This window comes from Streptosporangium amethystogenes, assembly GCF_000721075.1.
Taxonomy (GTDB): Bacteria; Actinomycetota; Actinomycetes; order Streptosporangiales; family Streptosporangiaceae; genus Streptosporangium; species Streptosporangium amethystogenes.
This window is the reverse complement of the sequence record NZ_JOEQ01000001.1, coordinates 229,648-242,165: the sequence shown is the minus strand read 5'-3', so window position 1 is coordinate 242,165 and position 12,518 is coordinate 229,648. Positions and strand designations below refer to the sequence as shown.

Genomic DNA, 12,518 nt, shown 5'->3' with positions numbered 1-12,518 from the left:
TCAGAGCGCCAGGCCGATGGTCAGCAGCAGCCCGTACCCGAGCTGGAAGCGGCCCGTCTGCTGGAGCGTCGCGATGAGCGCAGGGCCTGTGGCGCCCGCCCGGACCGCCTTCACCGGGGCGACGGCGAGCGGGGCGGCGAGCAGCGCCAGTGCCGCGAACGGCTGCCAGGGCGCCAGCGCGGGGGCGATCAGCAGGGGCAGGACCAGGCAGAGGGTGTAGAGGACGCGGGTGCGGCGATCGCCGAGCACCACGGCCATGGTGCGCTTGCCCGCCGGGCCGTCGGTCACGATGTCGCGCAGGTTGTTGACCACGAGCATCGCGCAGGCCAGCAGGCCCGCCGGGACGGCCGCCGCCACCGCGATCCAGGGCAGATATTCGAGCTGGACGTACGTGGTGCCCGCCACCGCGACCAGACCGAAGAAGACGAACACCGAGATCTCGCCGAGCGCGCGGTAGCCGTACGGGTTGGAGCCACCGGTGTAGAACCAGGCGGCGGCGATCGCCGTGGCGCCGACCAGCAGCAGCCACCACGCCCCGGTGGCCACGACGAGCACCAGCCCCGCCAGCGCGGCGGCGAGGAAGCAGCCGAGGGCCGCGGCGAGGACCTGGCGGGGCGGCGCGGCACCCGAGCCGACCAGGCGCATCGGCCCGACCCGGCCCTTGTCGGTGCCGCGCACCCCGTCGCTGTAGTCGTTGGCGTAGTTGACGCCCACCTGGAGGGCGAGGGCCACGAACAGGGCCAGCAGGGCCCGCCACCACACCCCTCCGCCGTATCCGATCGCGACTCCGGTGCCGACGGCGACGGGGACGACGGCGGCGGGAAGGGTGCGTGGACGTGCTCCGGCGATCCACTGGCTCGGGGTGGCCATAGGGGTGCGGTTCCTCTCCGGCTCTAGCTGATGTCGGTCGCCAGGCGGATCATCCGCACCGTACGGCCCATGTCGATGACCCGTTCGGCTCCGTCGGCACCCCAACCGGCGGACTCCAGGAAGCCGAGCACCGCGTAGTTGTCGGCGAACACCCAGGTCACGATGGTGTGGTAGCCGTCGTCACGGAGGTAGTCGACGGTGGCGTTGAGCAGCCGGCTGCCGTGACCGCGCCGGACGTGGTCGGGGTCGATGAGGAAGGTGAGCATCTCGCCGGCGATGGTCGGGTCGAGGTCGGGATCCTCCGCCGGAGCGTGCGAGGCCAGGCCCGCGACCTTCTCGGCGCCCTGCATCGCCGCCATGGCCTCGATGCCGCCGGGGCCGAGCGCGGGGAAGGCGTCGGTGTCCAGGACCACCTGCTCCACGGCCACCAGCACGCGGTGCCGGGAGCTGGGCGGCGAGGTGATCGCGTCGTCCCACTGCTGCCGCCACATGTTCTCGGCCGCTGGGCCGGTCATCTGCTCCAGCGGTCCTTCGGGAAGGAAATCCCGGTAGCCGTACTTCCAGGCGCGGATCTGGGTGCTCGTCACCGCGGCGACATCCTCGTGCCGAGCCGCCCGCACGCCTACGTCTGCCATCTCGGCCCGCTCCTTCTCTGCCGTCTGCCGTCGCCTCGGAACGCGCTGTCTCGCGGATCTCGTGCCACGCGAGCGGGCATCAGGCGGGTGGATCCGTGAGTCAGGCTCTTACACCGTATCGGGGAATCCGACTCAGAGATGACGTGAACCCGGCTCCGTCTGCCGACGGGCCCGATATGCCCTTGTCTTTGTGCGGTTGCCGCAGACCCTCATGGAGCACCACGAGCGTGAACGGTTCTTGGAGGAGTCGACGAACGCCCACTGGCAGGTGCTCTCGGTACAGACCTTCAGGCGTGGCCACATCCCGCACGCGTGGGTGCTCATCACGGCGGCGGCGATCTCGGCCAGTCCGCCGAGCACTCCCGTCACGACCGGTTCGAGCACCGGCCCGTCGGCGGTCAGGGCGACCCGGAGCGGAAGAGCGGCGAAGGCCCGCGACAGCCCGGCCCCGTGGTCGTTCGTACCTCCGGGACGGTCATGGTTGTGCCGGAGCGCCGCGCGGAGACCCTCGCGAAGGTCGGTGGCCGTCGCCAGATCCGTCTCACCGGCCACCGCTCCCGGCCGGATCAGGCCTCGCCCGCCGAGCCAGGCGGTCAGCGCCGCAGGGGTGGGGATCGAGTCGGCGTCGCTCTCGACGTCGTACGTGTTGACGAAGTCGATCACCAGGTCGGCGGGATTGTCCATGTCTTCACTCACCTCTTCGCAACCACTGTAAGCCGTTAGGGGGTTGTAGTTTCCTCAGACATCGTCATGGCGTTATAGCTGGTGTTTCGAAAGCGCTACCTCGTGCCTGGGGGGAGCCGTGGGAGCAATCATGACCATGAGGGGGCGGGGAGGCCGGAGACGACCGCTTCCTGGTCTTTCCCTCGGGGCGAAAGGTCAGGAGGCGTCCAGGGCGGTGGCCAGTCTGCGGACGCCCTCGACCAGCTCGGCCGGGTGGACGGCCGCCGAGTGGGTCACCCTGACGCGGGGGCCGGGAGACTCGGCCGGGTAGTAGATGCGCCCGGGGCTCACCAGGACGCCCGCCCTCCTGGCGGCCTCCACCACGACGTCCTCGTCCTCCTCGGCGGGAAGCCGTACCCACAGGTGCAGGCCACCACGGGGAACCAGGTGAATCTCGGCCGCGGGCATCCGGGCGGCCAGGGCGGCGGTGAGAGTGTCCCTGCGGAGCGTCAGCTCGGTGCCCAGCGTGGCCAGGTGGCGCCGCCAGGCGGACGAGCTGACGAACTCCAGGACGGTCTCCTGGAGCAGCCTGGCTACGAAGAACGACTCCACGAGCTGGCTCGCCCGGAGGCGCCGGGCGGCGGGGCCGCGGGCGACGACCCCGGCGAGGCGCATGCTGGGCGACAGAACCTTGGTCAGGGAGTTGATGTGTACGACCGTGCCGTGGGCGTCCAGCGCGACCATCGGCGGCGGTACGGGGAATGTGCTGAAGTAACGGGCGTAGTCGTCCTCGATCACGAACGCTCCGGCGGCGCGGGCGATCGCCAGCACCTGCTCGCGCCGTTCGAGGGTCAGGGTTGCGCCGGTGGGGTTGTGCAGGGTCGGCTGGCAGAGGAAGACCCGCGCGCCGGTCACGGCGAACGCCTCCGCGAGGAGTTCGGGCCGGACCCCGCCACGGTCCATGGGAACGGCCGTCGCGCGGAGCCCGGCCGCCCGCGCCGCGGCCAGCGCGCCCGGATAGGTGGGGGTCTCGACGAGAACGGGGGTCTGGGGGGCGGCGAGGGAGCGGAAGGCGTGGGTCAGCGCCGCCTGCCCGCCGCTGACGACGAGGACGTCCGAAGGGGTGACGTCGCCGCCCACCTCCTGGGCGAACCACCTGCGCAGCTCGGCGGAGCCGGTCAGCGGTGGCATCTCCCAGACGTCGGGGCGGCGCAGTGCCCGGGAGGCGGCGGCTGACAGGGCCCTGGAGGGGCGCAGAGCCGGGTTGAGGTAGCCGCCGGTGAGCGGGATGACCCCGTCCGGCGGAGGGGTCAGCAGGCCGTTGACCCCGCTGTCGTCCACCACCCGGTCGCCGAGCGCCACCGTCTGCCAGGACATGTCGGTGCTGTCGGCGCCGTGGGTGACCGTCGGGGCGACGTAGGCGCCGCTACCGGGCTTCGTGATCACCCGTCCCTCGGCGGAGAGCCTGCCGATCGCGCGCGACACGGTCACCGGGCTCACGTTGTGCAGCCGGACCAGCTCGCGGCTCGACGGCAGCCTGTCGCCCGGACGGAGCCGGCCGATCTCCTCGCGGAGCGTGGCGGCCAATCGGGCAATACTGCTATCGTCATTCATGAGGGATAATAGTAGCGCTATCGTCTCGGATCGAGTAGCGGTCGATGGCATCGGCGGAGCGACCGGGGCCCTGGAAGCGGTGCCGTCCGAGGCGCGGGGCACGGCGTGGCGGGGGACCCTGCTGGCGGGGCTGGGGGTGCTGGCGTTCTCCGGGTCGTTTCCCGCGACGGTCTTCGCGATGGAGGGCTTCGACCCCTACCTGGTAGCGGTCGGGCGGGCCGCCGTCGCGGCGGTCGCGGCGGCCGCGTTCCTGCTCGCCGCCAGGGTGCCGCTGCTGCCCCCCAGGTCCCGGCTCCGGTCCTACCTCGTCATCGTGGCGGGTGTGGTGTTCGGCTTCCCCGTCTTCAGCGGCCTGGCGCTCAACGCCGGAGCCTCCACCTCGCACGCCGCCGTGGTGATCGGGTTGCTGCCGGCGGCCACCGCCGCCTGCGCCGTGCTGAGGGCGGGGGAGCGGCCCAGGGCGATGTTCTGGATCTCCTGCGGCCTCGGTGCCGTGGCGATCACGGCCTTCACCCTCAGCATGGGGGGCGGTCACGTCGCCGGCGCCGACGTGCTGCTCGTCGGCGCGCTGCTGTCGGCCGCCGTCGGCTACACCGAGGGCGGGCGACTGGCCCGGGAGACCCCCGGCTGGCGGGTCATCTCCCACACCCTCGTCCTCGCCGCCCCGCTGACCGTGCCGATCACGGTGGTGCTGGCGCTGGCCACCGACGTGCGGCCCGACGCCGCGTCGCTGGCCGGGTTCGCGTACGTCGGCCTGGTCTCGATGTTTCTCGGCTTCATCCCCTGGTACGCGGGCCTGGCCATGGGCGGGATCGCCCGTGCGGGGCAGACCCAGCTCGCCCAGCCGCTGCTGACGCTGCTGTGGGCCTGGTCGCTGCTCGACGAGTCGTTCGGCCCGGTCACGGTCGCGGCGGCCCTGGTGGTCCTCGCCTGCGTGGCCCTGACGCAGCGATCCCGTTCCTGAGAACCGAGGTGGGCGGGGCCCCTGTTGTGCCGTCGGTGATTCACCGGAGAATGGGGGCGGAACATCGGCTTCCGCTCTGGCCGGGTACGAGGATCCCGGCGGTGCGGGCGGAGGTCCTCCGACGGCGTAGGGAGACAACCCGTGGGCATGAACCTCGCGGTGGGAGACATGGTCGAGGACTTCGAGCTTCTCGACGAGACGGGCACGCGAAGGCGGCTCGGTGAGTTTCTGGCCAAGGGGCCGGTGGTGCTGTTCTTCTATCCGGCGGCCATGACGTCGGGATGCACGGCCGAGAGCTGCCACTTCCGCGACCTGGCGGCTGACTTCGCCGCCGTGGGGGCGACCAGGATCGGAATCAGCCGTGACGGAGTCGACCGGCAGGCGAGGTTCGCCCAGGCCAACCAGCTGGGCTTTCCACTGCTGTCCGACCCGGACGGTGTGGTCGCCCGGCGCCTCGGCGCCCGCCGTAACATCGCGGTGGGGCCCTTCCTCACCCGTCGGATGACCTTCGTCATCGGCGAGGACCGCCGCCTCCTGGCAGCGATCCACAGTGAGACCCACATGGAGGCCCACGCGGACCGTGCCCTGGAGGTGCTGCGTTCCCGTCCCCACCCCTGACCTCTCGTCCGTCCGGGCGAAAGGCGCGGGCAGGACGGTGGCCGAGGTCTCTCAGGGGTGCAGGGGGTGGGAGTAGACCAGGCGGAAGCGATCACCCGGAATGACGATGTCACTGGTCTCCACCGGGCGGTCTCCGGCCCAGTGGGTGCGCTCGACGTGCAGGACGTTGACGCCCGCGGGCAGGGCGAGGGCGTCGCTCTCCGCGGGCTGCGGGACGCGGGTGTGGACCTGCTCGACGACCTCGGTGATCTTGACGCCGAAGGCGGACAGGCGGGCGACCAGGCTGCGCGGATTCTCCTCGGTGACGGGCTCGCCGAACTCGGCGGGCTCGTAGGAGGTGGTCAGCTGGATCGGCTTGCCGTCGCCGCGGAAGACGTAGCGGGTGCGGGTCAGCGGGGCGGATTCGTCCAGCCGGAGGCGGTGGGCGATGTCGGGGGTGGCGTCGGCGGGCTCGGCCCGCCAGTCCCAGGTGGCCCGGGTGCCCTGTGACTGGATGTCGGCCGCGAAGGGGGCGTGGTGGTCGTGGAAGCGCCAGCGGTGCAGCGGGAGCAGCGCCGGCTGTTCCCGTACGTAGTGACCCGAGCCGACGCGGCCGACGATCAGGCCTTCGGCGGTGAGCACCCGCAGCGCGTGCCTGGCGGCGGTCTCGCCCACGCCGTACTTCCTGGTCAGCTGGGCGCGAGAGGGGATCGGGGAGCCGGGGGGAAGGGAGCCGTCGACGATCTGGCGCCGGATGTCGGCGACGACGCGCAGGTAGACAGGATCGGAGCTTGCCACGTGTCCATCCCTGGGTTCTGGGGCGTTGTCCCATCCTGTCGTATTCGATGCGCAACGCAGGGTGATGGTGGAGATTTGGAACTCCAACTTTGCGTGCCGCTCCCAGAAGTGCCCAAAAATATCTCAGAGACCGTGTAACGCCCGCGTAAGGAGCGCCGATTCAACGGTAGAGGTCGTCGATGTGTGTACCCCCGAGCACATATCGGCGGCCTCTTTTTTCTTCAAGGAATTCCCTGTCGCCGCCGAAGCGGACAAAAGTATCTTTAACGATGTAACCGGGTGCGAAGCCCCGGATGCCGTTGCCGGCCCCTGATCACCCCAGGTCACCCCCGGATCGATCCGGCCGGTTCAGGTCGCGTGGCGGGCCCGGAGTCCCGTGGCGAGTGCGGATCGGAGTCCCTCGCCGCGGCGTCGTATATCCGCGTGTACGGTGTGCAGCGGGCACCTTGGGGAGATGCTCACTCTTGGGCCCATCGGTGGACGGAGGTTAGGCGGGGTGGCGGGGTCCACCGTTTCAGCGGATCCAGGTAGCGTTCGGTCTATGGCAGCGCCAACTGGAACCTACGACGCCCCCTTCGGCCGCATGCTGACCGCCATGGTCACGCCGTTCACGAGTGACGGAGCGGTCGACTACGAGACAGCGCGTCGTCTGGCCACCTATCTGGTGGACGAGCAGCGCAACGACGGCCTTGTCGTGAGCGGCACGACGGGAGAGTCGCCGACGACCACGGACGAGGAGAAGGAGCGCCTGCTGCGCGCCGTCGTCGAGGCGGTCGGCGACCGGGCCACGGTCGTCGCCGGAGCCGGCACCAACGACACGCACCACAGTGTCGAGCTGGCCCGAGCCGCCGAGCGGGCCGGGGCCCACGGTCTCCTGCTGGTGACGCCGTACTACAGCAAGCCCCCCCAAGAGGGGATCTACCATCACTTCTGTACAGTGGCAGACGCCACGGCCCTGCCGGCCATGCTCTACGACATCCCAGGTCGCAGTGGTGTGCCGATCCAGAGGGAGACGCTGACGCGGCTCGCCAGGCACGGGCGGATCGTCGCGGTGAAGGACGCCAAGGCCGACCTGTTCGAGAGCTCGCAGGTCATCGCGTCCACCGGCCTCGCCTACTACTCGGGTGACGACACGCTCAACCTGCCGTGGCTGTCGGTGGGGGCCGTGGGATGTGTCAGCGTGATCGGCCACGTCGCGGGCGCGGAGATCGCCGCGATGATCGAGGCGTACCGCTCCGGGGACGTGGCGGGTGCGCTCGCCATCCACCGCCGGCTGCTCCCCGTGGTCTCCGGGATCATGACGCAGGCCGGTGGCGCGATCATGGCGAAAGCGGCGTTGAACCTGGTGGGGCAGCCCGCGGGACCGATGCGGTCGCCTCTGGTGGAGGCGACCGATGAGCAGCTTGCCAGGCTGCGCGAAGACTTGATCACGGGCGGTGTGAAGCTGTCCGACGAAGTTGTGACATGAGAGCGACGACCGCGGCCCTCATCGGCCGCATCCAGGAGGAACGAGAGTTTGCGAGAAAGAAGACACACTGGTCCGCTTGGGGACGGGGTGCTCGGCGAGAGAGTGGTCCTGCTGCCCACGGGGGCCTTTGCCGCATGTGAGACCGCTGAGAGAGGTGTGGCCTGATGAGTCACCCCCATCCCGAACTCGGGCCGCCGCCCACGCTGCCCGAAGGCGCCCTGCGCATCGTCGCCTTGGGCGGCCTCGGTGAGATCGGCCGCAACATGGCCGTGTTCGAGTACGAGGGCCGTCTGCTGATCGTCGACTGCGGGGTGCTGTTCCCCGAGCCCGACCAGCCCGGCATCGACCTGATCCTGCCCGACTTCGAGTACATCCGGGGCCGCCTGGACGACGTCGAGGCCGTGATCCTGACCCATGCGCACGAGGACCACATCGGTGCCGTGCCGTACCTGCTGCGCGAGCGCCGCGACATCCCGGTCGTGGGGTCGAAGCTGACGCTGGCGCTGATCGAGGCCAAGCTCACCGAGCACCGCATCCAGCCGGTCAAGCGCGAGGTCGTGGAGGGAGAGCGGCACAGGTTCGGGCCGTTCGAGTGCGAGTTCCTCGCCGTCAACCACTCCATCCCGGACGCGCTGGCCGTCGCGATCAGGACACCCGCGGGCATTGTCCTGCACACCGGTGACTTCAGGATGGACCAGTTGCCCAGTGACGGGCGGCTGACCGACCTGGGTGGGTTCGCCAGGCTCGGCGCGGAGGGCGTCGACCTGCTGATGTCCGACTCGACCAACGCCGAGGTGCCGGGCTTCGTCACCAGTGAGCGGGAGATCGCGCCGGTCATCGACGAGGTCGTCCGCACGGCGGGCAAGCGCGTGATCGTGGCGAGCTTCGCCTCCCACATCCACCGCGTCCAGCAGGTCATCGACGCGGCTGAGAAGCACGGTCGCAAGGTCGCGCTGGTCGGTCGCTCGATGGTGCGCAACATGGGCGTCGCCCGCGACCTGGGCTACCTGAGGGTCTCGCCGGGGCTGATCGTCGACTCCAAGGAGATCGAGGGCTGGCCGCCGGAGGACGTGGTGCTGATCTGCACCGGGTCCCAGGGCGAGCCGATGGCGGCGCTGTCGCGGATGGCCAACCGCGATCACCCGATCCGGATCGCCGAGGGCGACACGGTTCTCCTGGCCTCCTCGCTGGTGCCGGGTAACGAGACCGCGGTCAACAACGTGATCAACGGCCTGTCCCGCTGGGGCGCCCGCGTGGTGCACAAGGGCAACGCGAAGGTGCACGTCTCCGGACACGCCGCCGCGGGCGAGCTGCTGTACGTGCTCAACCTGACGCGGCCGTCCAACTTCATGCCGGTGCACGGCGAGTGGCGCCACCTGCGGGCGCACGCCAAGCTCGCCGCGCTGACCGGGGTGCCGGACGACCACATCGTGATCGCTGAGGACGGCGTCGTGGTGGACCTGGTCGACGGCCGGGCCAAGATCGTGGGCGCGGTTCCCGCCGGTTACGTCTACGTGGACGGCACCTCGGTGGGCGACGTCACCGACTTCGCGTTGAAGGACCGCCGCATCCTGGGCGAGGAGGGCTTCATCTCCATCGTCATCGTGGTGGACACCGCCACCGGCAAGCTCGCCGGGGGCCCGGAGATCCACGCCAGGGGGTCCGGCATCGACCCGGCCATGTTCGACGACATCCTGCCGCAGGTGGAGCGGGCGCTGCAGGAGAACGCGGCCGACGGGGTGGTGGACATCCAACAGGTCCGCCGCGTGGTCCGCAGGACCGTGGGGCGCTGGGTGAGCGACACCTACCGCCGCCGCCCGATGATCATTCCGGTCGTCATCGAGGTCTGACCCTCACCTCCGTACGGCGGCCGCACCGGCCGTCGTACGGACGCGGGTGCCCGCTCCCCGCCGGCCCCGAGGCGGGTCAGCGGACGCCGCGCAGGGAGCAGACCTTGCCCGCCATCTTCCTGGTGTTCCGCAGCGGCTCGGTCATGCCGGTCATGTTTCGCCTCTCATCCACATCTGGGACCTGGGCGAAGGTTCTGGCTCCGGGGGATCGTTTTCCGGTCGTTCACCTCGACGAGCACCTGCCGGCGAGTGACGGGGGCCGGTCGGCCCACGGCCGTGGTCGGGGAAGGCGGTTCCGTCGACAAGGCGCCGGCGGTGGAGGAGCGCGGGCTCTGCCGGACGCCTTCCCGGATCGCGTCATAACTGCTCACGAGATATCAGCCGATTTTGTGAAAGGTTGGGGAGAGGGTGCCCTTCCGGCGAGTCGGCGAGCAATCCACCACCCGTCTCGTTAACCTCCCTAGCATGGCCACCCGTACGTCTAAAGGCTCCTCAGGAAAGCCCTCCGGCAAGGGCTCCCCCGGTCGTTCGGGCGCCTCCCAGGCCCGTACGGCCCCCGTTCGGCGGGCGTCCGCCAACCGGGGGAGGGGTGCGGGCGCGGCCCGCAGGCCGGCCTCGCCGCAGCACGACCCGATCAGCTGGGTTCTCACCATGATCGGCAAGCTGTTCATGGGTATCTGGATGCTCCTCGCGGGAGGCATCGGCAGCGCCGCGCGGGCCCTGGGACAGAACGCGCGCGAGCTCGACCCCGTCCACCGCCGCGACGGGCTGGGCCTGGCGGTGTTCGCCGGGGCGATCGTGCTGGCGGCCATGACCTGGCGGGAGAACACCGGCACGGTCTCCACGGTGGTCGACGAGGTGATGCGGGCCATCTTCGGATCGCTGACCTGGCTGATCCCGATCCTGCTCGTGCTGCTGGCCTGGCGGCTGCTGCGGCACCCCGACCAGAACGCCGACACCGGCCGGATGATCATCGGGTGGTCCGCCCTCACCATCGGTGTGCTCGGTGTCGTGCACGTCGTTCACGACACGCCGTACCCCTCGGGGGGCGGCTCGGACGGCATGGACAAGGTGGCGGCCGCCGGAGGCATGATCGGCTTCATCGTCTCGGCGCCGCCGGCGAGCATCCTGCCCCCCTTCGTCACCATCCCGCTGCTGCTGATCCTGTCGGGCTTCGGCATCCTGGTGATCACCGCCACCCCGGTGCACCGGGTTCCCGAGCGGCTGGCCGAGATCAGGCACATGCTCTTCAACCGCGACCTGCCCACCGCGCCGCGGGCGTCCAGGAAGCGGTCCCCCGCCCGCAAGAAGCCGGACTCCGGCGGGGCCGAGCCGGGCGACCACGTCAAGCCCTACGACACGCCCGTGGTCGCCGAGTCGCCGGGAGGGCTCGGAGGCCACTCCCCGGAGATCGTGCCCGGCCTGGTGGACGAGGCAGAACCCGCGCAGGTCAGGGCCGAGGCGTCCGAGCCTCCCGAGCCGACCCCGGCGCCGCGCAAGGTCGAGCAGCTCGTCCTGTCCCCGCAGGCGGGCCCCTACACCCTGCCCGAGTCGCAGCTCCTGCGCCCCGGCACCGCCCCCAAGCCGCAGACGAAGGCCAACACGGTGGTCGTCAACGCGCTGACCAGCGTGATGGAGCAGTTCGCCATCGACGCCCAGGTGATCGGCTTCACCCGGGGGCCGACGGTGACGCGCTACGAGATCGAACTCGGCCCGGCGGTCAAGGTCGAGAAGGTCACCGCGCTCACCAAGAACATCGCCTACGCGGTCAAGTCGGCCGACGTCCGGATCCTGTCCCCGATCCCCGGCAAGTCGGCGATCGGCGTCGAGATCCCCAACACCGACAAGGACCTCGTCTCGCTGGGCGACATTCTGCGCTCCCCGGTGGCCCAGGCGGACCACCACCCGATGATCGTCGGGTTGGGCAAGGACGTCGAGGGGCGCACGATAGTGGCCAACCTCGCCAAGATGCCGCACCTGCTCATCGCGGGTGCCACCGGCGCCGGAAAGTCGGTCTGCGTCAACGGGCTGATCACCTCGATCCTGATGCGGGCCACCCCCGACGAGGTCCGCATGGTCCTGGTCGACCCCAAGCGGGTGGAGCTCAGCGTCTACGAGGGCATCCCGCACCTCATCACGCCGATCATCACCAACCCCAAGAAGGCCGCCGAGGCCCTGGAATGGGTCGTCGGGGAGATGGACCGCCGCTACGACGACCTGGCCGCCAGTGGCTTCCGGCACGTCGACGACTTCAACAAGGCGGTGCGCACGGGCAAGCTGGTGCCGCCACCGGGCAGCGAGCGGGTCTACCAGCCCTACCCCTACCTGCTGGTGATCGTCGACGAGCTCGCCGACCTGATGATGGTCGCCCCGCGCGACGTCGAGGACTCCATCGTCCGCATCACCCAGCTCGCCCGCGCAGCCGGCATTCACCTGGTCATCGCGACGCAGCGCCCCTCGGTGGACGTGGTCACCGGGCTGATCAAGGCCAATGTCCCCTCCCGGCTGGCCTTCGCCACCTCCTCGCTGGCCGACTCCCGGGTCATCCTGGACCAGCCGGGCGCGGAGAAGCTCGTCGGTCAGGGCGACTCGCTCTTCCTGCCGATGGGCGCCAGCAAGCCCATGCGACTGCAGAACGCGTTCGTCTCCGAGAAGGAGATCGGCGAGATCGTCGGGCACTGCAAGGACCAGATGGCCGTCGAGTACCGCGACGACGTGGCCGCCGTGGCGACCTCCAAGAAGGAGATCGACGAGGACATCGGCGACGACCTCGACCTGCTGATCCAGGCGGCCGAGCTCATCGTGACCACCCAGTTCGGTTCGACCTCGATGCTCCAGCGCAAGCTCAGGGTCGGCTTCGCCAAGGCGGGCCGTCTGATGGACCTGCTGGAGAGCAGGAGCGTCGTCGGGCCCAGCGAGGGGTCGAAGGCCCGGGAGGTCATGGTCAAGCCCGACGAGCTGCCCGGTCTGCTGGCCGACCTGCGTGGAGGATGACACACCGGGAGGGAACGGACCCCCCGCCGCACACCTCCCGTCCGGTTACTGATTGAATGGGGATC

10 protein-coding genes are annotated in these 12,518 nt (G+C 70.3%); 5 read left to right on the top strand and 5 right to left on the bottom strand.

The annotated features are described in order from the left end of the window. The 4 genes from IG98_RS0101080 to IG98_RS0101065 form a co-directional block, all read right to left on the bottom strand. Entirely contained in the window at nucleotides 1–870 is an 870-nt protein-coding gene (locus tag IG98_RS0101080) for a 1,4-dihydroxy-2-naphthoate polyprenyltransferase (RefSeq protein WP_030904186.1), read from the bottom strand. 23 nt (nucleotides 871–893) lie between these two features. Next, nucleotides 894–1,505: a GNAT family N-acetyltransferase gene (locus IG98_RS0101075; RefSeq protein ID WP_030904184.1), complete on the bottom strand. Its 612-nt coding sequence runs from the start codon at nucleotides 1,503–1,505 to the stop codon at nucleotides 894–896. 132 nt (nucleotides 1,506–1,637) lie between these two features. Continuing rightward, nucleotides 1,638–2,189 carry a CGNR zinc finger domain-containing protein gene (locus tag IG98_RS0101070; protein WP_030904182.1) on the bottom strand — a complete coding sequence of 184 codons (552 nt, stop codon included), beginning with the start codon at nucleotides 2,187–2,189 and terminating at the stop codon, nucleotides 1,638–1,640. Nucleotides 2,190–2,384: 195 nt separating this feature from the next. After that, nucleotides 2,385–3,782, bottom strand: coding sequence for an aminotransferase-like domain-containing protein (locus IG98_RS0101065; protein ID WP_030904180.1), 1,398 nt, complete (start codon nucleotides 3,780–3,782; stop codon nucleotides 2,385–2,387). Between IG98_RS0101065 and IG98_RS0101060 the strand changes: the two genes are divergently transcribed. Further along, a complete protein-coding gene (locus IG98_RS0101060; protein ID WP_063766146.1) occupies nucleotides 3,781–4,746 on the top strand; it encodes a DMT family transporter in 966 nt (321 codons plus the stop codon). The two genes, IG98_RS0101065 and IG98_RS0101060, sit on opposite strands and share 2 nt — an antisense overlap. A gap of 147 nt (nucleotides 4,747–4,893) precedes the next feature. Next, nucleotides 4,894–5,364 (top strand): redoxin domain-containing protein, encoded by a 471-nt coding sequence (locus IG98_RS0101055; RefSeq protein ID WP_030904176.1) that lies wholly within the window; start codon nucleotides 4,894–4,896, stop codon nucleotides 5,362–5,364. Nucleotides 5,365–5,415: 51 nt separating this feature from the next. On the opposite strand, the gene IG98_RS0101050 is transcribed toward IG98_RS0101055, so the two are convergent. Next, on the bottom strand, nucleotides 5,416–6,141 hold the full coding sequence (locus IG98_RS0101050) for a GntR family transcriptional regulator (protein ID WP_030904174.1): 726 nt from the start codon (nucleotides 6,139–6,141) through the stop codon (nucleotides 5,416–5,418). Nucleotides 6,142–6,682: 541 nt separating this feature from the next. Between IG98_RS0101050 and dapA the strand changes: the two genes are divergently transcribed. The 3 genes from dapA (at nucleotide 6,683) to IG98_RS0101030 (ending at nucleotide 12,453) form a co-directional block, all read left to right on the top strand. Then, on the top strand, nucleotides 6,683–7,609 hold the full coding sequence (dapA, locus tag IG98_RS0101045; RefSeq protein ID WP_030904172.1) for a 4-hydroxy-tetrahydrodipicolinate synthase: 927 nt from the start codon (nucleotides 6,683–6,685) through the stop codon (nucleotides 7,607–7,609). A gap of 164 nt (nucleotides 7,610–7,773) precedes the next feature. Continuing rightward, a complete protein-coding gene (locus IG98_RS0101040) occupies nucleotides 7,774–9,459 on the top strand; it encodes a ribonuclease J (protein ID WP_030904170.1) in 1,686 nt (561 codons plus the stop codon). A 465-nt stretch (nucleotides 9,460–9,924) separates the two neighbouring features. Then, nucleotides 9,925–12,453, top strand: coding sequence for a DNA translocase FtsK (locus IG98_RS0101030; protein WP_030904168.1), 2,529 nt, complete (start codon nucleotides 9,925–9,927; stop codon nucleotides 12,451–12,453). The last annotated feature ends 65 nt before the right edge of the window (nucleotides 12,454–12,518 follow it).